Source organism: Psychrobacter piscatorii, assembly GCF_043641605.1.
In the GTDB taxonomy this organism is placed as follows: domain Bacteria; phylum Pseudomonadota; class Gammaproteobacteria; order Pseudomonadales; family Moraxellaceae; genus Psychrobacter; species Psychrobacter piscatorii_C.
Map to the genome: position 1 here is coordinate 19232 of NZ_JBHZRK010000007.1, position 21204 is coordinate 40435.

Consider the following 21204-nt stretch of genomic DNA (forward strand, 5'->3'; position numbering starts at 1 on the left):
TATTATCCGTATTTATAGAGACCGACTATGAGTGACTTTAAAGACCCTGATAATAAGCAAGAACCGACTAACGGACAGCAAACCAATATTGAGACACCTCAACACGCTGAGCTACCACCGTATCGTCAATCTGATGCCTTATCTAAAAACTTTCCTGCAAAAATGCCACTATGGTTGTTGCCAGCATTGGTTGCGGTGCTTGTGATTGGAGTATTGCTTGGTAAGTATTGGGGCGGTAATACAGACGAGTTACGAGATGAGCCGGTAGCCTCTAGTGGTGTGGCAGGTGGCAATGAAGCTGATAGCGCTGCGAGTACGGAGCAGTCTGTCTTGTCAGTAGAAACCGTCAGCCCAAGCCAAGATGATATTGGTCGCACACTCAGCGCTGATGGCACCATCAACGCCAAAGATATTGCTAATGTCAGTGCAAAAGTCAGTGGTGTGGCCATCGAGCGTGTATTGGTCGAAGAGGGCGACCGCGTGAGAGCGGGGCAAATGCTCGCCATGTTTGATACCGATGCGATGGAGCAGCAAGTGCTGCAAGCTGAGGCAGACGTGGCAGAGGCAGAAGCCACACTTGCCAACGCCAGCGCCGATGCGGCCCGCGTATTACCACTCATCGATATCGATGCCATCAGTAAACAAGAAGCCGATCGCTACCGTACCTCTGAGGTACGTGCCCGCGCAGCGTTGCAAGCGTCCAAAGCCCGTTTAAGCAATCAGCGTTTGACGCTCGACAATGCCACAGTGGTTGCCCCTGTCAGTGGCATCATCAGTGAAAAAATGATCGAGGTTGGGCAGGTCGCAGGTGGTGATCCATTATTTACGATTATCAAAGGCGGCATATTGGAGTGGCGAGCAGAGTTAGATCCGAAGCTGATTGGCGATATCAATATTGGTACACCCGTACGAGTCGCTCTACCGAGTGATGATAGTGTGATGGGACAGGTGAGCCGTATCGCACCGACGGCAGATAATAATCGCCAAATCACGATTTATGCCAGCCTCGCGGCTAATTCAAAAATCCGCGCTGGCATGTATCAGACTGGTGAGTTCCTGCTCGGCAGTGCCAGCACTCAAACGATTCCGAATAGCGCTATCGTCAGTAACGATGGCTATGACTATGTGATGCTAGTGACTGATCTGACCACGACAGACGGTAAGTCGATGGGTCGTATCAAGCAACAACGAGTGACATTGGGCGAGCGACTTGGTGAAAACGTCGCCGTACTAGAACCATTGCCAAGTGACAGCCATATTGTGCAGCAAGGTGGTAGTTTCTTAAATGATGGAGATTTGGTACGTATCGTTAATGGTGTGAGCCAAATCAGTACCGCCGTCAATACAGCAGCGCAGGCACAGTCATGAGTCTAAACGTCTCCGCTTACTCGATCAAAAACCCGCTCGTCGCAATCTTGCTATTTGTGCTCCTGACATTGGGCGGCATCTATGGCTTTATGAAAATGAAGGTGCAGCAGTTTCCGGATATCGACCTGCCCGCTGTGGTAGTGACAGTCACGTTGCCTGGTGCCGCGCCCTCGCAGCTTGAAAACGATATCGCTAAGAAAATTGAAAACAAACTGACCAGTATCGAAGGTGTAAGTCATATCCGCACCACGTTGCAGACTGGTGCTGCGACAATGGCGACCGAGTTTGTGTTAGAAAAAGACATTCAAGAAGCCGTCGACGATGTACGCTCGGCGGTGGGTGAGGTACGTGGCGATCTACCAGCCGCTGCTAACGATCCTATTATTACCAAGGTATCTACCGCAGGGTTCCCAGTAGTCACGTACTCTGTGGCTTCTGACAATATGAGCGTAGAGGATCTGTCGTGGTTTGTGGATGATACGGTCACCAAGCGGCTCTCTGATATACCGGGTGTGAGTACCGTCAGCCGTGTTGGGGGGCTTCAGCGTGAGATTACCGTTGCCGCTGATCCGATTGCGCTGAATGGTTTAAAATTATCCATCTCGCAGCTCTCGCAGCAAATCGCAGGCATCCAGCAAGACAGCTCTGGCGGTGAGGCAGAAGTTGGAAATACGACGCAGACTATTCGTGTCCTTGGTGCGGTTGAGCGGGCGAATGAACTTAACGATGTACAAGTCGCAGTTCCCACTGGTGGCACACAAGCCCTTGGGCGGATGGCACAAATCACTGATGGCGCAGCCGACCCAAGCTCGATTGCTAAGCTTGACGGTAAAACAGTAGTGGCTTTTAACATCACTCGCTCGCGCGGTGCCAGTGAAGTCGATGTCATGGCGCTGGTTGATGATGAGCTTGCCAAGCTGACTGCTGATACTGGCAATATCAGTATCGAAAAAGTCTATGATCGTGCGACGCCCATTGCTGAGGATTATGAAGCATCTCTGCGGATGTTAATCGAAGGTGGCATTTTAGCGGTCGTCGTTGTATTTCTGTTCTTACGTAATATTCGAGCGACGATTGTTGCAGCCGTCGCTTTGCCTTTATCCGTGATTCCTACCTTTTTGGGCATGTATCTCTTTGGTTTTAGCCTCAATATTATCTCGCTACTGGCCTTATCACTCGTCATTGGCGTACTGGTCGATGATGCGATCGTTGAGGTCGAAAACATCATACGACATTTGCGTATGGGCAAGACCCCTTATGAAGCGGCGATGGAAGCGGCTGATGAGATTGGTCTGGCAGTGGTAGCTACGACCTTTACTTTGATTGCGGTATTTTTACCAACAGCCTTTATGGGCGGTATCGTTGGACAGTTTTTTCGTCAGTTTGGCTGGACGGCGGCGTTATCTATTTTCGCATCGCTCATGGTGGCGCGTTTGATTACACCGATGATGGCGGCATACATACTTCGACCTGAAAAAAACCACGTCGAAAAACAAAGTGCGATGATGGGATACTATCTCAAAATCGTCTCATGGACATTGCATCGTCGCTGGCTGACGATGGGAGCAACGCTGGTGCTGTTTGTGGCATCGCTTGGTCTGGTCAAGCTATTGCCAACCGCATTTATCCCTGATAACGATATCGATCAAACGAGAGTGGCGATTGAACTGACGCCTGATGTGGCATTAGAAGATACAGAACGGGTGGCAGCGCTTGCCAGTGCTCGTATTCTAGCCATGCCTGAGGTGACGAATATCTTTACCTCAGTGGGAGAGGCGCAGGCGTCGATGGGTGCGTCGGATGGTGGCGGCGGTAAAGCTGAAAATATTGCGGGCTTAGATATCGTACTAGCCCCACGTGCAGAACGAGGCACCAAGCAAGAGATCGAACGCAAAATTAGCCAGCTCATGACCGAAGTACCCGGTGCTCGCTTTACGGTTGGACTATCGAGCGGCGGGGAGAGTGGTTATAACTTTTCATTAACCAGTACCAATCCTCAACTGCTTGAGCAAACGGCTCAGCAAATCATGACTGAGATACGCGGTTTGCCAAGTGCTGGCGCTGTCACCAGTGATCGCAGCCTGCCACGTCAAGAGCTGACGGTAACACCCGATAGACTGGCGATGGCGGACAAAGGCGTGACGACGCAAGATATTGCGACCACGTTACGTGTGGCGACTGTTGGCGACTATGAGCAGCGCTTGTCTAAGCTCAATCTTGATACGCGTCAGATTCCTATCGTAGTGCGTCTACCAGATGTTGCCAAGCAAAACGTCAGTCAGTTAGAAGGACTGTACGTGCCGAGTACTATGCCTGCAGGGCAAGGAGTGCGTGTGGGCGAAGTCGCAGCGCTAGACTTTGGTACAGGGCCTGCGCAGATTAGCAGGTTGGATCGAGAGCGTGCAATTAGCATCACAGTGCAACCAGCAGATGGCGAGCTAGGTGATTTGGTGCAAGCGGTCAAATCCGTGCCAACGATGCAGCAATTACCGCCTTCGATTACCATCATTGATCAAGGTCAAGCCGAGAACATGGCGGATCTCTTTAGTGGGTTTATCATTGCGATGTCGGTGGGTGTGGTCTGTATCTTAGGCGTTCTTATTTTATTGTTCGGTCGTTTATTGCAGCCATTTACCATTTTGATGGCATTGCCGTTGTCGATAGGCGGCGCGTTTGTGGGTTTGGTGATTACCAATAGCAGTCTGTCGATGCCGTCGATGATTGGATTTATTATGCTCATGGGTATCGCAACCAAAAACTCAATCCTACTCGTCGATTACGCGCTGATTGCTCAGCGTCGAGGGCTGGCGCGTTTTGAGGCCATTATGGATGCCTGTCGCAAGCGTGCGCGGCCTATCATCATGACCACCATTGCGATGGGTGCAGGGATGTTGCCACTGGTCTTTGGCTGGGGCGATGCCGATCCTACCTTTAGACGACCGATGGCAGCAGCGGTATTGGGCGGGCTAGTGACGTCAACGCTACTCAGTCTGGTGGTCATTCCAGTTGTCTATACGTTGATGGACGATGTGTCAGGCTGGTTTGCCAAATGGCTAGTGCCACATGGTAAACAGCGTGATATAAAGTAGAGAGTCAAATGGCCGTATCAATAGGAAGAACGATGTATGCGGGATACGATCAATGATCAATACACTCTCCATTAGATCGTATACTCGTCAAACCCGTGGGCATTCTCATGACTTTCATCAGATTGTTTTGCCACTGCGAGGTGTGATAAATATTGAAGTGGCAAGCTATCGCGGTAAAGTGACGCCAAGCGAATGTGTCATCGTCAAAGCCAACGAAACGCACTACTTTAATGCCGAAGAGAATGCCAAGTTTATCGTTGTGGACACAGACAGTTTGCCATCTCATATTTTGCATTCAGAACATATTGTTTTTTCGATCAGCGCGCCATTGCTATCATTTTTGGCGTTTTCGGAGAGTCAATTAAAGCACCAGATAAATCCTGAGATTGAAGCGTTGATGTTTGCTACTTTTTATAAGCTATTAGCAGAACAAAAACTGTTTTTTCAATACGATCACAGAATCAGAGAAGTCGTGTTTTATATCACTCATAACCTCTCGACAAATCTCACCATAGATGTGTTGGCCAATATTGCGTGTTTGAGTCCCACGCAGCTCAAAAAGAACTTCAAGTCGCAAACTGAGCAGACAGTGACCGAGTACATAACCAAACTCAGAATGCAAAAGGCGCAGGCTCTACTACTACATACAGATTGTCCCGTTTCTATTGTCGCTGAGCTGGTCGGTTATACCGATGTTAGCGCGTTTAGCCGCCGATTCTCACAGTATTTCGGGGTAGCTCCCTCCACACTAAAACACGTCTAACCAGCCAACAAAACCGTCCTATCTGCAAAGTATCTCATAACTAGCGCTCTATAATAGTATCATTCATGATAACTTTTGAGATGACCATTATGTTGCAGATTCAATCTGGTTTGAGCGCAGTATTATGTGTGGTGGTCGCCAGTATCTTTTGGGGAACGACAGGGACTGCTTCTGCTTTTATACCTGACGTGAGTCCGTTAGGTATCGGGGCGTTTGCAATGGGCGTAGGCGGTATTTTATTGGTATTAAATGCCAAAAAACACCTAGTCAGCGATAAAGCAAAACTACTGTCTCAGCCGAAAGTTTTATTCATCGGCAGTCTCTGTGTTGCCATCTATCCTCTGGCTTTTTATTCCTCCATGCGGCTTGCGGGTGTTGCTATCGGCACTGTTATTTCCATTGCGAGTGCACCTTTCTTTACGGTCATGATGGAGCGTCTGATCAGCAATAAGCACATCACTAGACGCTGGAAGATAAGCTTTACCTTTGGTGCCATTGGCGTTATCTTGCTAACCTTGGGGAAAACGCACTATTTGGACGTAACTGTAGCGTCGAGCAATCAGGTGTTGGGCGTGTTGCTCGGACTGGTTGCTGGACTGACTTACGCCACCTATTCATGGTCAGCGCGCCAAATGATAGAAAATGGGGTCAATGCCAAATCAGCCATGGCAAGCATGTTTGGTCTATCAGCCATCTTACTATTGCCGTCATTGCTATTTACGGGTGACAACTTATTTTTAGACATTAAACATATCAGTGTTTCGTTATATATGGCCATCGCGCCCATGTTTTTGGGTTACCTACTTTTTGGTCAAGCGTTAAAAGTGATTGAAGCGAGCCAAGCGACACTCATCACACTACTAGAGCCTATCGTGGCGACCATACTTGCCATCCTTATCATCGGCGAGACATTCTCTCCCATCGGTTGGCTAGGGATGGGACTGATGGTGATCTGTCTGTCATTGCAAGTCATTAAAACGCCAAAGCAAAAAGTATATCCAGACAATCACAGGCTACCTATTAGCTAAATATGCAGGTTGCGATAGATGAATGTTAAATGTGAGGACTCAATCGCTATCAAGTATGACACTTTGTATTAGCCTAGTCCTAATTTGTTAAGTAGGGTGGTGCGCTCGAACAGCTCTTTGCTATAGTCGTTTTAGTTAAGGTTATCAAAGAAAGTTTTTATATCTTGTTATCGATATAAACCAGCCTCCATCCATACTAAAAACAAGGAATAACTATGATTAATGCATATGCAGCAAAAGAGAAAGGTGGCAAGTTTGAACCTTATGAGTACGACCCTGGCACACTGGGCGATCACGAAGTAGAAATCGAAGTGCATAGCTGCGGTATCTGCCATAGTGATTTGTCAATGTGGCAAAACGAATGGGGTATGACCGAGTATCCGTTCGTGGGTGGTCATGAAGTTGCTGGCAAAGTCCTAGCAAAAGGCAAACATGTCAAACATCTGGAGTTAGGCGATAAAGTCGGACTTGGCTGGCATAAAGGGTATTGCAACGTTTGTGATCTGTGTATCGATGGCGACCATAACCTGTGCCCTGAGCAAGAAGGAACCATCATCGGCAACCATGGCGGCTTTGCAGATAAAGTACGTGCAAAAGATACCAGTGTCATAAAAGTCCCTGAAGGCCTAGATTTTAATGCGGTAGGACCACTGCTGTGTGGCGGCGTCACGGTGTTTAACCCACTTATAGAGTACGGTATCACACCAACCTCAAGAGTAGCCGTGATCGGTATCGGCGGCTTGGGTCACCTTGCGTTACAGTTTGCCAATGCATGGGGCTGTGAAGTGACGGCGTTTACTAGCGAGTCGAAACTGGAAGAAGCAAAAGAGATGGGTGCTCATCATTCGCTGAATTCAAGAGAAGACAGCGAAATCGAAAAAGTAGCGGGTTCTTTTGATTTAATCATCTCAACCGTGAACGTCGATATGAATTGGGATCTTGTCATTAAGACCTTGAAGCCAAAGGGCAAACTACACTTTGTTGGTATATTAGAAGCGCCGCTAGAGATATCGGCCGCGCCCATGATTATGGCTCAGAAAAGCCTATCAGGCTCACCAGTCGGCTCACCATCGACACTGCGCAAAATGCTAGATTTTGCGGCGCGACATAATATCCAGCCAGTAACTGAAACCTATAAAATGTCTGAGATCAGCGAAGCATTTGAGCGCTTAGAAAGCGGTAATGCTCGCTATAGAGTGGTGTTAGAAAGAGAATAAAAATTGCTAAAAGCGACTATAGTCAATCCACTATAGCCTCTAAAGATAGCGAACTTTTATCATAGTAGCGATAGGTCATTTAACAGATGATGTATCGCTATTTTTTTGTCTGATATAAATGCTTGATGTTATTTTTCTTGTTCTATCTGAATTTTTCTATAAAACTTGCGGTAGGTTATGGCGTTTCATTCATGGCTTCTTAGCTAACTTGCCAATACAGAGGCTCACCGTAAACCTCAGCGAAATAATCGATCAAGGTTCTAACATTTAAAGAGATGTGACGCGTATTGGGGTAGATAGCGGCGACATGCTGAGGCGTCGTCTTAATAGCAGCCTCATAGTCAGGCAGCAGCTTCACCAATTTACCGCTCTTAAGATGATCACCGATCAACCAATCTGGAAACAGTACAATTCCCATTCCTTTGAGCGCTGATACCAGCAATGACTCTGCATTGTTTGACATAAGCAATGCAGGGGCGGCAAATGGTGTCCAGTTTTCATCATTTTTCTTGAAAAACCAGCGGTTTGGCCCTGATGAGCCTTTATAAACCAAGCATTTATGATGAGTCAAGTTAGATGGCGCTTGTAGGGTGTTATGCTTATTTATATATTCTGGAGCGGCCGCAAGGTGATAGGTTTGTTCACCAAAAATACGCGCATGAAAGGTCGAATCATTTAAGGTGCCAATGCGAAAAATAACGTCGGTTGCATAATGATGAGGATCCACAAAATCATCGGTGAGCGTTAAGTCTATTTGTAATTTGGGATAGCGAGTACTCAGTGCTGGTATCCAAGGTGCGATGTGCCGTTGACCAAAAAACACAGGGGCGTTAATTCTTAATAAACCACCCGGCTCTAAAGTCCTGTCTTGCAACTCCTTCTGCGCCGCATTCATGCTTTCGGTTATCGCATGCGCGTAGCTCATAAACACACGTCCCGCCTCAGTAGGAATGACAGCGCGTGTATTACGATAAAAAAGCTGCTGCCCTAGCGAGTCTTCTAGTTGCTTGATGATACGAGACACTTTTGAAGCAGATACCCCTTCTTTTCGTGCCACGACAGAGAAGCTCTGGGCATTAAAGACGCTGATAAAAAACAGTAAGGTTTGTATGCTGATGTTGTCGACGTTATTCATCTGTGCAACTTATGCAAAAGTCATTTCTACATTATAGCGTTTTTCGTGGGTATAGGCTGCGGTAAACTACGCGGCATTGCTCATTGAGGATTGTTTTATGCAGATTTTATTGATACTGGTGGTGGTTTTAGGCGGTATGGGGTTGTCGGTCGAGGCTGGACTGCTTGGCCCCCTAGGCAGTCAGGTGGGTGAGCTGTGGGCGACGCTCAGTATCTTTGGTGTTGGGGCCGCATTGACGTTCTTTTTGATGCTGTTTTTTAGTCCGCGAGAGAGCCCCTCATTTTTCTCACAGCCGCCACTGCTATTGATTGGTGGCATTTTAGGGCCTGTCTATGTGGTGGTGCTAACAGTCGTCACACCCGTCATTGGGATTGCATTGACGATGATTGGCATACTTGCAGGTCAGGTCTTTCAGAGCTTGATCATTGACCACTATGGGCTGTTTGAAACCGAGGAGCGCAAAATAGATATTAGACGAGTGATTGCGTTAGGTTTCATTATTGCAGCACTTATTTTTATGGCAAAGGGGTAGACCACATGATGCTTATTTTAATGATTGTATTAGCGATAATTGGTGGTGCTACTTTGAGTGTACAAGCGGCATTGAATGGTCGGTTGGGTAGTAATGTTGGCGTGTTCAAAAGTGCGTTTTTGACATTTTCTGTTGGTGCCGTGGTGACGGCCTTGCTGATTTTCTTCTTTGAGCCCAATCACGCGGTAACGCTCATGGATGTACCTAAATGGCAGCTGCTTGGCGCATTGTGCGGTGTGCCTTATATCGTCATCATGGTAGTTGCGGTACAGCGTATTGGCACAGCTGTGGCTACGGTGGCGGTGATCTTTGGTCAACTGAGTATGAGCGTATTGATCGATAACTTTGGTTGGCTCGGCAATGAAGCGATAAGCCTGTCAGGCAGTCGTATTAGTGCGTTGGTGTGCTTAGCGATTGCGCTGTACTTTATTTATTCGAGTAATAAACCTAAGCCCAAAGAGGTCAGTTAAGTCCGTTTTACACGCTCTTGGCAGCATGAAAATTTGAAAAATCAAAACCCTGCTATTCAATTCAGTGTAGTAGGGGGGCGTTATTTTAATAACTAGGACAATACTTTATCACTCGTCTACAAACTCTAGTTGTACGTCAATTATCTGTCCTATTCAATGACCAAAGCCCTCATTTCTCACTACTTTATAGGCTTAAATCCTCTTTAGTTTAGTAGTCAGAACTACGACTATTTAGCTACATTGCCTTTCAAACTGCTGCTACCATGAATTTTATTCATCTTATACTAAAATAGTATCGTTTTTATTCATGTGAGGATTTGGGTATGATTCACCCATACCGACATTTTGTTCTATTTGATATTAAGGTAGTGAATCGCCATGATTAAAGAATTTAACTGTTCCATTAAGAGCATTCGTTTCGATGAAAACTATCAGCCTGCTGACAGCACGCGTCTGACGACGAACTTTGCCAATTTGGCACGCGGCGAGCAGCGTGAGGATAATCTACGCAAAACATTGACGATGATCAACAATCGCTTCAATGCGCTGGCGCATTGGGACAACCCGAATGCCGACCGTTATTCTGTCGAAGTCGACATCATCTCTGTAGACATGGATATTGCGGGCAATGGCGATGCTTTTCCTGTTATCGAAACGCTAAAAACGACGATCATCGATCACAAAGAAAACAAGCGCATCGATGGCATGATTGGCAACAGTTTTTCTTCTTACGTGCGCGATTATGACTTTAGCGTGGTGCTACTGGAGCATTTCAATAAGCACCCAAATACAAAAGCGCCTGACGACTTTGGCGATTTGCACGGCAAATTATTTCAATATTTACTGAATTCCGAAGCTTATAAAGCCAATTTTGATAAAAAACCAGTCATCTGCTTGAGTGTCTCAACCAGCAAGACCTATTATCGTACTACCAATCAGCATCCGGTATTGGGCGTTGAGTACCAGCAAGACGAATACTCGTTAACCGACGACTATTTTCATAAAATGGGCTTAACCGTGCGCTACTTCAAGCCTGAGGGCAGCGCGGCGCCATTAGCGTTTTATTTTGCGGGTGATTTAACCAGCGACTATACCGATCTTGAGCTCATCAGTGCAATCAGCACCATGGAGACCTTTCAAAAGATCTACCGTCCTGAAATTTACAACGCCAATTCAAGCGCGGGTCAAGTGTATCAGCCCAGCCTGAACTACCAAGATTATTCATTGACGCAAGTGGTCTATGATCGCGTTGAGCGCAGCCAAATGGCGGTCAAGCAAGGTAAATTTACCGAAACGCATTTTATCAAGCCTTACCAAGATATTCTTGAAACATGGGCGGCCAATTACGCTGTAAACAAGAACGTCGCTTAAAAAATCCAAATATAAAAGCGCACGCTATAACACCTAAAATAGAGAACACCTGAAATAGAGAAGACAATACGACATGACTTTATTATTACCAACATCGACCGCTGGCAGCTTACCAAAACCCTCTTGGCTGGCAGAACCTGAGAAAATTTGGTCGCCGTGGCAACTTGACGGTGAAGAATTGCTCCAAGCCAAACAGGATGCGCTGCTGGTGTCATTGCAAGAGCAAGTGCGAGCAGGCGTCGATATCGTCAGTGACGGCGAGCAGACCCGTCAGCACTTTGTCACTACCTTTATTGAGCATTTAGACGGTGTGGATTTTAATCAGCGTGAAACCGTGCGTATCCGCAATCGCTATGATGCCAGCGTACCGACAGTTGTGGGTGCCGTGAGCCGCCAAAAGCCTGTGTTTGTCGAAGATGCCAAGTTTTTACGTCAGCATACTGATAAGCCGATCAAGTGGGCATTGCCTGGGCCGATGACCATGATTGACACCTTATATGACAATCACTATAAAAGCCGCGAAAAGCTGGCGTGGGAGTTCGCGACGATTCTTAATCAAGAAGCCAAAGAATTGGAAGCGGCTGGCGTGGATATCATTCAGTTCGATGAACCTGCCTTTAACGTGTTCTTCGATGATGTCAACGACTGGGGTATTGCCACGCTTGAGCGCGCTATCGAAGGCTTAAAATGCGAAACGGCGGTACATATTTGCTACGGCTACGGTATCAAAGCCAACAACGATTGGAAAAAGACGCTTGGTTCAGAATGGCGTCAATACGAAAAAGCCTTTCCTAAACTGCAACAGTCAAAAATCGATATTGTCTCGCTTGAGTGTCAGAACTCGCGTGTACCGATAGACTTGATTGAACTGATTCGTGGTAAAAAAGTGATGGTCGGTGCGATTGATGTGGCGACCAATGACATTGAGACGCCTGAAGCAGTCGCTGATACCTTACGTAAAGCATTGCAGTTCGTCGATGCCGACAAACTATATCCCTCGACCAATTGTGGCATGGCACCGTTGTCGCGCCAAGTGGCAAAAGGCAAATTGCAAGCGCTGAGCGCAGGCGCAGATATCGTTCGTCAAGAGCTGGCAGGTTAAGTGGACAATCAGTAATAATCCAAATTTGGGGTGTGAGTGATGAGTGAAGCAAGCAGTTTTAGAAACGCCATGTCATTGCTGACGACGGCGGTCAATGTGGTCACGACCGCAGGCGATGCAGGCGAGCATGGATTCACTGCCTCGGCGGTGTGCAGTGTCAGTGATAATCCACCGACCTTGCTGGTCTGTATGAATCAATCATCGCGCTCGCACACCCCTTTTGTGGACAATAAAGTCTTGACCGTCAACGTACTTGGTGCACATCATGAGCAACTATCCAATGCCTTTGCCTCAAAGCTTGAGTCAGATGAGCGCTTTGCCCATGGCGTATGGCACACCTTGGCAACGGGCGCGCCTGTGCTAGACGATGCACTCGTAAGCTTCGATTGTGAGATTGAGCAAGTACAAGCCGTGGGTACGCACAGTGTTTTTATGTGCCGTGTGGTTGCCATCAAGCATTCTGAGCGAGCGGGCGAGCCAGACGAGAGCTTGGTCTATTTCAATCGTCGCTATCACTCGGTTGGTCAAGTCTGTCAAATTGATATGGCTTAACCTTATCCTTCCATCATCCAACCAAAAGTAAAGACTCTGTGGAACTTATCATTTTTTTAATCATTGGGGCGGTAGCAGGCTTTGCAGCAGGCCTGTTTGGGGTGGGCGGTGGCACCATCATCGTACCGTTATTATTCATCGTCTTTACCCAGATGGACTATAGTCCTGATACGGTCATGCATTTGGCACTCGGCACCTCGCTTGCCACCATCATCGTCACCTCTATCAGCTCGCTCATGGCGCACAATAAAAAAGGCGCGGTCATGTGGCCTGTTTTCAAAAATCTCACACCGGGCATGGCGATTGGCTGCTTTTTTGGGGCAGGAATTGCAGGCGCGATCTCAGGCGGTCATCTACAAATCATCGTTGGTACGTTTTTGCTATGGGTCGCCTTTAACATGTTTACGGGCGGCAAAAAGCGGCTAGGTTCCGATGTCAGTACTGGCGATACTGTATTACCGTCAACACCTAAGCAGCTAGCAGCAGGGGCAAGTATTGGCGTGGCTTCTGCCATTTTTGGCATCGGCGGAGGCAGTTTAACGGTGCCATATCTCACCCGCTATAATGTAGTGATGCAAAAGGCAGTGGGCACGTCCGCGGCTTGTGGTCTGCCGATTGCGATTGCTGGCGCGCTTGGCTTTATGGTGTTTGGGATGAAAGAACACGTCAATATCCCCAACGCGATTGGCTTTGTGCATATTTATGCATTTTTGGGTATTAGCATCATGAGCTTTTTCACCGCAAAAGTGGGCGCAAAAGTCGCGCACCAACTCTCGCCGATTTTATTAAAAAAATGCTTTGCGGTGCTACTCATGATTGTGAGCTGCTTTTTCTTGTATAAAGGGTTGTTTTGAGGATTTGGATTGGTGTGTTTGAAATATGAAGACTAAGAACGATATGATGTTGCTTAATATTGAAAATCACGCCTAGTTTAGTAGTCTGGTATAAGTAGTTTTATTGGTTTGGTCTATTTTGGGTGGTTTATTAATAGGTTTGAAGGATGAGATGACTGGTTCTACTGGGGTATACCCTAAATTAGTTGACCACTACAAACAAAGGATCTATTAAAAATGATTTCATTTAAAAATAATAAAGAGAATATTGTTTTAGAGTACTCACCGTATCATGTATCGAATTTGCTCTTTGCCCTAACAGATGATTCATTAGAGCATCACTTGAAAGAAGAGTACGAAGATTATTATGATGCAGATTTTAAGGACGAAGAACAACTACTGAAATGGTTGAATAGACTATTGTACAAAATAGATAAGGAGACAAATCAAGGGTATGAATTATATAAAACAAGCTTAAGAAAAGTCATTCATTCAAACGAAACCGTCCCCATTGATATATATCTTCCAGGAATTGAAGAAGTGGGCGATTGGCATATTGCATATAATAAATTTCTACTTAATTTATGGAGCTATTTGTTCGATGAAGACTATGTTGCTATAGATGGATTAACATATATTGAGAGAATAGATGAAGAGTTTGTAAATTTCCCTCATATGCCTGAGTTGTGGAAAACTCCTAGATATAAAGGATGTTAGAATAAAATAATTTTCCAAAGCAGTTCGACTCCTGTATAGCGCATCGAACCAGTAAAGGTACTTAATCGCTTAAGCCAAGCGGCCTAATTTAAATAAAGAATCTCCAATATAGTCGGGGCTGTTCATACAATGAAAAAATTTAAATTACTACCTCATTACTACGAAGAAATACCTGACAAACTTAGAAGTCCTAACTCAGAATATTATCTGGGAGAAGTTATATTATCTCGTTATCCAAGAATTAAAGACCACATAGGAACTCTAGGAAAAAAGGAAATGGAAATCCTAGTGAAGTATATGGAAAAAGGTATTTATTGTGGCGGTGTTTTTAGTGAGCGAGATGTTGTCAATAGTTTTAGCTCAATACCTACAGCTTCTTTATCTGATGGCAAATATTGTTGGGCCGAATCTCATATATATTATATGAAAAATTATCAATTAAATCTTCCTGAATCATTTAAAAAATATGTTTACTCGTTAAATGGTGATTATAAGCATCTAGAAAAAATAGATGAAAATTTACTTAATGAAGAGATAGATCTGTTTTTGGATAATCCTGTTGAGATCACGCCTGAGTCAGTGAAGAAAATGTATGATAAAGATAGATATATTAGTTATTGAAATTTGAAAGCTCTGTAATAACGTGTAGTCATTATAGTGAGTTCACAATAAAAAAATGGTCATATCTGTTCTTGAATTCCTTGTTACATGTGTACTGTGAAGTACAATACTATGATCTAATTAACCAAAACTACCGATATTATTAGTCTATAGCTTAGTATCCAAGTCCTCACTAGGTTACCGAACTGTTAATAGCGGTATATTGGCTTTTTTTACTGATTATTTTAGACAAGTTTAAGCTTCAGCACTACTGACCCAAGAAAACTCTTCGAGTATACGCATCCATTGATCGTCCAGTCCTGCTTTTAGCAATAATGGCTCACCAGTGACGGGGTGGCTGATCGCCAACGTCTGAGCATGTAAGAGCATGCGCGTACAGTCATAATGAGTGCGAAAAAATCGCGTGTGCCGTATATCACCGTGGCTGGTATCACCGATGATATGATGGAATACATGTCTCATGTGCCGACGCAGCTGATGCTTGCGTCCCGTCTCAGGTGTCAAGCGTACAAGGCTATAACGGCTAGTGGCGTGCTTTTTTGACACTGCAAATGGCAGCTCAATCTGCGCCAAACTTTGCCAGTGAGTCACCGCCTCTTGAGCGGGTTTGTCTAAGTTGGCAAACTTATCAGCGATGGCGTCGGGCTTAAAGCTAAGCGCATAATCAACCGTCCCTTGTTCCGGCATAAAACCGCGTACCACGGCCAAATACTGCTTGGTAACCCTGCGTTCAGTAAATGCTTCGGTCAAGGTGCGAGCCACGCCTGAGCTTTTGGCAAACAACAACACACCTGATGTCGGCTTGTCTAACCGATGCACGGGAAACACATGACAACCGACCGCATCACGGGTGAGCTGCATGGCAAAGCGCGTCTCGCCTTTATCCAGCCAACTGCGATGCACCAGCAGGCCCGCTTCTTTATTAATCGCTACCAGATGTTCATCTTCATAGATGATGTCTATTTGGTTAGCGTTTTCGCTTTCGATTTCCATGTGTTCAATGCCTATACTGTAGAGACTAGAACCATATAAATGATGGATAGTTTCTTATTTCATTATTCAAAAAAAATCCTTTGCCACCTCGTTGATACAAGATAGCAAAGGATGAATCGTCACACAATAGTATGATAGGTAATTTATTAATAAAAATTATAATAAAATCAATAACTTAATTTACTCGACCGTTACTGATTTGGCAAGGTTACGCGGCTGATCGACATCAGTACCACGCATCACGGCCACATGATAAGACAGTAGCTGTACAGGTACGCTGTAGACGATAGGGGCAAGTGTCTCACAAACCTCTTTGACGTATACCACATGCAGGCGGTCTTCGGCAGTGATGTGACTGTCTTCACTAGCAAAGACGAACAGCTCGCCGTGACGGGCGTGTACTTCTTGCATATTGGCTTTGAGCTTATCGAGCATGCTGTCTTTGGGTGCCAGCACTACGATTGGCATGTCCTTGTCAACAAGCGCTAACGGACCGTGCTTGAGCTCACCTGCGGCGTAGCCTTCAGCGTGGATATAAGAGATTTCTTTGAGCTTCAATGCGCCTTCTAGAGCGATAGGGAACTGTAGACCGCGCCCTAAAAATAAGCAACTTCTCTTATCCTCGAAGTGCTCTGCCATCGCTTTGATCGGAGCATCAAGGTGCAAGCTAGCATAGAGTTGACCGGGCAGCTTTTGTAGCTCGCCAAGTAAGGTACTTAGGTTTGCGCTGTCGATGCGCTGCTGTACTGCGCCTGTTTTTAAGATCAATAGCATGAGTGCGACCAGCTGGGTGGTAAAGGCTTTGGTCGATGCCACACCAATTTCAGGACCTGCAAGGGTCGGCAAGAATATGTCTGTCTCGCGAACCAATGATGAGGTAGGCACGTTACATAGCGCTAGACTCACAAGGCCTGCTGGGTTTTGCTTTTTGATATCGCGTAGGGCTGATAAGGTATCGGCTGTTTCACCAGACTGAGAGATACAAATCACCAGCGAGTTGTCGAGTACCACAGGATTGCGATAGCGGAATTCACTGGCCACCTCAACAGAGCAGGATAGGCGCATCAAGCTCTCAAACCAATATTTAGCAACCATCCCCGCATGATAACTAGTGCCACAGGCGATGATCTGTACATGCTGTACGCCTGATAGCTGCGACTCATTGCGTGCTAAAAAGTCATCACGTAAGGTTGACGCTTGGCGATTGTCAATGGCCATTTCAAGCGTACGAGCAACGGCATCTGGCTGCTCATAGATTTCTTTGAGCATATAGTGCTTGAACTCGCCTTTGTCGGCATTGTGCTGCTTGGCATCGATTTCATGCACTTCGCGGCTGACTTCTTCGCCATCGACATAGACTTTAATACTGTCACGGGTCAATTTGGCAATATCGCCTTCTTCTAAGTACATAAAGCGGTTGGTGACTGGCAATAGTGCCAGCTGATCTGAGGCGATAAAGTTTTCGCCGATACCAACACCGATGACCAAAGGCGAGCCTAAGCGTACCGTGACCAGCTCGTCTGGTGTGTCCACGTGAATGATGCCTAAAGCAAATGCACCATGCAGCTTAGGAATCACTGCACGTACCGCTTCTAGCAAATCATTGGTTTGCTCATAAATGTCATGAATCAGATGCGCCACCACTTCGGTGTCGGTCTGTGAGGTGAACTCGTAGCCTTTTGCGATGAGCTCTTTTTTGAGTTCAGCGTAGTTTTCGACGATGCCATTATGAACAACTGCAATCTTACCTGAGACATGTGGATGTGCATTGTGCTGCGCAGGCTCGCCATGCGTGGCCCAGCGGGTATGAGCGATACCAATATGCCCATCAAAAAATTCTGGATTGATAGAGACAGCATCGACCAGCGCTTGTACTTTACCCACTTGACGCTCACGATGTAATTCACCATCACGAATGACAGTTAAACCAGCCGAATCATAGCCCCGATATTCTAGACGCTTAAGACCTTCAAGCAAGATATTCGCAATATTGCGCTCAGCAACTGCGCCAACGATTCCGCACATGGCTTTTCCTTAAATTTGTTTTTTAATGATTCAGTATATGATGGTACAAGACTAATAAACTTCGTTAGCTACCAATGCTCAGTCATTAGCTCAAAAGTATGATGAAGCAGTACCATCAAGTTTGCCGTACTGCTTAGGTTTACTCAAGAATGACGGCGATTGATCAAACTTTCGATAAAGCAGTTATTTTTTAGTCGGTCGTTGAAAGTCCTTTTTTTGTACCTGACGAGCTCGGCCAAATGCTAGAGCGCTACTATCAACGTCTTTTGTAATGACAGAACCTGCAGCGATGGTAGCCGTATCTCCGATGGTTACAGGCGCGACTAAGCTCGCATTGGAGCCAATAAAGGCATTGTCTCCAATGATAGTTTTCGACTTGTTGACGCCATCGTAATTACAAGTAATGACTCCTGCACCGACATTGACGCCTGTGCCGACAGTTGCATCACCGATGTAGCTTAGGTGATTTACTTTAGTGCCTTGACCGATTGTTGATTTTTTAATCTCTACAAAGTTACCGACTTTGCTGTTGTCAGACAATACCGTATCAGGACGCAGGTGTGCAAAAGGTCCTATGTCGACACCCGCTCCGATGTCAGCGCGATCAATCACACAGTAAGGCTTAATATAACAAGCATTGCCTATCTGAGCGTTTTTGATAACACAGCCCGCCTCAATATAGACATTGTCGCCTAAAGTGCAGTCGCCTTCAAAGACCACGTTGACGTCAATAAATACATCTTGTCCGGCACTCAACGACCCGCGAATGTCCACGCGCGTGGGATCGGCAAATTGAACGCCCGCTTCTTGTAAGTCAGCGACTATTTTGCGTTGCCACGTGCGCTCTAGGCTTGCGAGTTGTTGGCGGTTATTAACCCCTTCAATCTCAAACGTATGCTCAGGCTCAATCGCCGCAATCGTAATACCATCAGCGACGGCCATTTTGACGATGTCAGTGAGGTAATATTCTTGTTGCGCGTTATTGTTAGAGAGCTCAGGTAAATACTTATGCAGTAGGGCGTTGTCTACGCAGTAAATACCACTGTTGATCTCTCTAATGTTTTGCTCGTCAGCATTGGCATCTTTTTGCTCAACGATGGCTTCAATATTGCCGTTTTGGTCACGTTTGATACGACCCAACCCGAACGGATTATCGACAGTCAACGTCAGCATAGACATACCGTCAGTATTGGCAGCTTTTAAAGCAGCTAATGTCTGGCAACTGACCAATGGCACATCACCATACAGAATGAGACTTTGCCCTGATTTCGGTAAATCAGATAATGTCACTTTGACCGCATGACCCGTTCCTAACTGCTCAGTTTGAGCAACCCAAGTAAACGACGACTGTGTATATTGGTTGGTAATCTCTGACTTTACTTGATCACCGCCAAAACCATGGACAATGATGGTTTCATCAACAGTGAGCTGATGACAAGTATCTAATACATGGGCCAATAATGACTTACCAGCTAGGGTCTGCAAAACCTTTGGCTTTGCCGACTGCATACGTGTGCCTTTACCGGCCGCTAAAATAATTACAGAAAGAGGAGATGTCATAATAAGCCTACAAATGTAACAAAATATAATTTTGAATTATAGCGTAAAAACTTGCACAAAAAAAATTATGACGTGCAGGCTTTGTAACTCGAATACCCAAAACCTAAGCAAGCAAAATCAAATGAGCAAGAATGCTAAACCGAAGTAATTATTTCTGCGGAACAATATCAAAAAGACATAAACATCATCACAATGACGTAAATAATCAGCCAAATCACTGCTGCCATAATCCCTGCAATAATGTCATCCAACATCACCCCAAGGCCGCCCGCAACCTTTTTGTCTGCCCAGCCAATCGGTGGTGGCTTTAAAATATCAAATACGCGAAATAGGATAAAAGCGGTCGGTAGCCAGCCCCAAAACATCGGCAGCATCATTATTGATAAGGTGCTTTCAGACGTAGGAAATACATAGGACAGTATGTAAGATAACGGCAATAGGGTAATCCACATGCCAGCCCATTCATCCCACACAATATGTGGATCATCGTGTACCTGCATCAACTCAGACGTACGCCCGCAAATCCAAACACCAACCAAACACGATAAAATCGTTAGCACCAAAAAAGGAACAAAACCCAAGCTCATGAGTGGCACACCCACAATCAGACCACCAACCGTGCCCCACGTACCGGGCGCGCGTCGAGGTAGTCCGCTGCCCAAACCTAGTCCGAGCCAATAAACCATGCGGTCAAGCATACTGGCACCGATTGGTAGAGGTGGACAGTCATTTGCTTGTCGGATATCAGGCTTAGATAGGTGTTGATCAGTCATGGATTAGCCTGTGAAATGTTGATAACCGGTGAGATTAGGCCACGTAGAGAAGGGTGCAGATTGTGTCGGCGTGACTGGCTGATTTTGATAAAACAGTTCAAGACGTGAGTGATGAGGCGATTTGGCATCTGTCGCAATATAATCTGCGAGCGCAACGACTTCTCCAATACAAGTGACAGGCGTATTGGCAACAGGTGGCTCAATATGTGCAGGCAAGGTAAACGCCAATTCGTAGTCATCGCCACCTGCTAATTGACATAACAAACGCTCAGATAACTCTACCGTGGCTAGTGACTCGCTACTCGGTAATTGATCTAAATGAATATGCATACTGACTGAGCTTTGCTGACAGATATGACCAAGGTCTTGATAAAGACCGTCAGAGATATCGATCATCGATGTGGCACCAGCTCCTGCCAATGCTGCACCTAGCACAATACGCGGCGTTGGCATATGTAGACGATGAGCCAACTTGATACCTTGTGTGCTGTCAGGATGCTGTAAGGCGAAAGCGGCATCACCAAGGGTGCCTGAGACATAGATTTTATCGCCAACTTGTGCCCCTGAGCGATAAACAGCTGGTGTACCTGCGGCAAGCAATCCTTGCGCACTGACGCTCAGCACTAGGCGCTCACTGCGGGTGGTATCTCCGCCGATCAGCGTGACGCCAAACAGCTGGCAGGCATGAAACAATCCTTTGGCAAATGTCGTGAGCCATTCATGATTCGCTAGACGCTCGGGCAATGCCAATGCTAGTAAAATACTATGCGGCGTCGCACCCATCGCTGCAATGTCTGAAACATTAACCGCGACAGCTTTATAACCAATTTCAAACGCAAGCTTATCTACTTGTGCAAAGTCAGCATGAAAGTGACGCCCTTGAACCAGTGTATCAATACAGCTAACCAAGCGTGATCCTGCTGGCAATGCCATCACAGCCGCGTCATCACCGATACCTTTTTCGATACCCGTTAATGGCGCATGCGTGGCCTGCATCTGTGAGAATATACGCTCAATCAGCTCAAACTCGTTCATAACTAGTCTTAGTCTTTGGT

19 protein-coding genes are annotated in these 21204 nt (G+C 46.0%); 13 read left to right on the top strand and 6 right to left on the bottom strand.

The window, feature by feature from the left end:
• Window positions 1-27: 27 nt before the first annotated feature.
• From ACHUET_RS07915 to ahr, 5 genes are all read left to right on the top strand, one after another.
• Window positions 28-1368 (top strand): efflux RND transporter periplasmic adaptor subunit, encoded by a 1341-nt coding sequence (locus ACHUET_RS07915; protein WP_394211973.1) that lies wholly within the window; start codon window positions 28-30, stop codon window positions 1366-1368.
• A complete protein-coding gene (locus ACHUET_RS07920; protein WP_394211975.1) occupies window positions 1365-4457 on the top strand; it encodes an efflux RND transporter permease subunit in 3093 nt (1030 codons plus the stop codon). Before ACHUET_RS07915 ends, ACHUET_RS07920 begins: the two co-directional genes overlap by 4 nt.
• Window positions 4458-4509: 52 nt before the next feature.
• The gene (locus tag ACHUET_RS07925) at window positions 4510-5220 is read left to right on the top strand and encodes a helix-turn-helix domain-containing protein (RefSeq protein ID WP_394211977.1); all 711 of its coding nucleotides are present in this window, start codon (window positions 4510-4512) and stop codon (window positions 5218-5220) included.
• A gap of 65 nt (window positions 5221-5285) precedes the next feature.
• A complete protein-coding gene (locus tag ACHUET_RS07930) occupies window positions 5286-6248 on the top strand; it encodes a DMT family transporter (protein WP_394211979.1) in 963 nt (320 codons plus the stop codon).
• A 215-nt stretch (window positions 6249-6463) separates the two neighbouring features.
• A complete protein-coding gene (gene ahr, locus ACHUET_RS07935) occupies window positions 6464-7465 on the top strand; it encodes an NADPH-dependent aldehyde reductase Ahr (RefSeq protein WP_394211981.1) in 1002 nt (333 codons plus the stop codon).
• Window positions 7466-7664: 199 nt separating this feature from the next.
• On the opposite strand, the gene ACHUET_RS07940 is transcribed toward ahr, so the two are convergent.
• On the bottom strand, window positions 7665-8600 hold the full coding sequence (locus tag ACHUET_RS07940) for a LysR family transcriptional regulator (protein WP_394211983.1): 936 nt from the start codon (window positions 8598-8600) through the stop codon (window positions 7665-7667).
• Window positions 8601-8697: 97 nt separating this feature from the next.
• On the opposite strand from ACHUET_RS07940, the gene ACHUET_RS07945 reads away from it, so the two are divergent.
• From ACHUET_RS07945 to ACHUET_RS07980, 8 genes are all read left to right on the top strand, one after another.
• Window positions 8698-9132 carry a DMT family transporter gene (locus tag ACHUET_RS07945; RefSeq protein WP_201600155.1) on the top strand — a complete coding sequence of 145 codons (435 nt, stop codon included), beginning with the start codon at window positions 8698-8700 and terminating at the stop codon, window positions 9130-9132.
• 8 nt (window positions 9133-9140) lie between these two features.
• Complete coding sequence (locus ACHUET_RS07950; protein WP_394212152.1) at window positions 9141-9602, top strand: DMT family transporter; 462 nt, start codon at window positions 9141-9143, stop codon at window positions 9600-9602.
• A 378-nt stretch (window positions 9603-9980) separates the two neighbouring features.
• Complete coding sequence (locus ACHUET_RS07955) at window positions 9981-10973, top strand: DUF1852 domain-containing protein (RefSeq protein ID WP_394211985.1); 993 nt, start codon at window positions 9981-9983, stop codon at window positions 10971-10973.
• Window positions 10974-11046: 73 nt separating this feature from the next.
• Window positions 11047-12075: a methionine synthase gene (locus ACHUET_RS07960; protein ID WP_394211987.1), complete on the top strand. Its 1029-nt coding sequence runs from the start codon at window positions 11047-11049 to the stop codon at window positions 12073-12075.
• Between the two features lie 39 nt (window positions 12076-12114).
• A complete protein-coding gene (locus tag ACHUET_RS07965; protein WP_394211988.1) occupies window positions 12115-12627 on the top strand; it encodes a flavin reductase in 513 nt (170 codons plus the stop codon).
• Between the two features lie 38 nt (window positions 12628-12665).
• A complete protein-coding gene (locus ACHUET_RS07970; RefSeq protein ID WP_394211990.1) occupies window positions 12666-13481 on the top strand; it encodes a sulfite exporter TauE/SafE family protein in 816 nt (271 codons plus the stop codon).
• 216 nt (window positions 13482-13697) lie between these two features.
• Window positions 13698-14177 (top strand): hypothetical protein, encoded by a 480-nt coding sequence (locus ACHUET_RS07975; protein ID WP_394211992.1) that lies wholly within the window; start codon window positions 13698-13700, stop codon window positions 14175-14177.
• Window positions 14178-14306: 129 nt separating this feature from the next.
• The gene (locus ACHUET_RS07980; protein WP_394211994.1) at window positions 14307-14798 is read left to right on the top strand and encodes a hypothetical protein; all 492 of its coding nucleotides are present in this window, start codon (window positions 14307-14309) and stop codon (window positions 14796-14798) included.
• Between the two features lie 234 nt (window positions 14799-15032).
• On the opposite strand, the gene truC is transcribed toward ACHUET_RS07980, so the two are convergent.
• The 5 genes from truC to thiL form a co-directional block, all read right to left on the bottom strand.
• On the bottom strand, window positions 15033-15791 hold the full coding sequence (gene truC, locus ACHUET_RS07985; protein ID WP_394211996.1) for a tRNA pseudouridine(65) synthase TruC: 759 nt from the start codon (window positions 15789-15791) through the stop codon (window positions 15033-15035).
• A gap of 180 nt (window positions 15792-15971) precedes the next feature.
• Window positions 15972-17816 carry a glutamine--fructose-6-phosphate transaminase (isomerizing) gene (gene glmS / locus ACHUET_RS07990; RefSeq protein WP_394211997.1) on the bottom strand — a complete coding sequence of 615 codons (1845 nt, stop codon included), beginning with the start codon at window positions 17814-17816 and terminating at the stop codon, window positions 15972-15974.
• Between the two features lie 183 nt (window positions 17817-17999).
• Window positions 18000-19376, bottom strand: a complete 1377-nt coding sequence (glmU, locus tag ACHUET_RS07995; RefSeq protein WP_394211999.1) for a bifunctional UDP-N-acetylglucosamine diphosphorylase/glucosamine-1-phosphate N-acetyltransferase GlmU — start codon at window positions 19374-19376, stop codon at window positions 18000-18002.
• Between the two features lie 167 nt (window positions 19377-19543).
• Window positions 19544-20149, bottom strand: a complete 606-nt coding sequence (locus ACHUET_RS08000) for a phosphatidylglycerophosphatase A family protein (protein ID WP_394212001.1) — start codon at window positions 20147-20149, stop codon at window positions 19544-19546.
• Between the two features lie 3 nt (window positions 20150-20152).
• Window positions 20153-21184 (bottom strand): thiamine-phosphate kinase, encoded by a 1032-nt coding sequence (thiL, locus tag ACHUET_RS08005; protein ID WP_394212003.1) that lies wholly within the window; start codon window positions 21182-21184, stop codon window positions 20153-20155.
• Window positions 21185-21204: the final 20 nt, after the last annotated feature.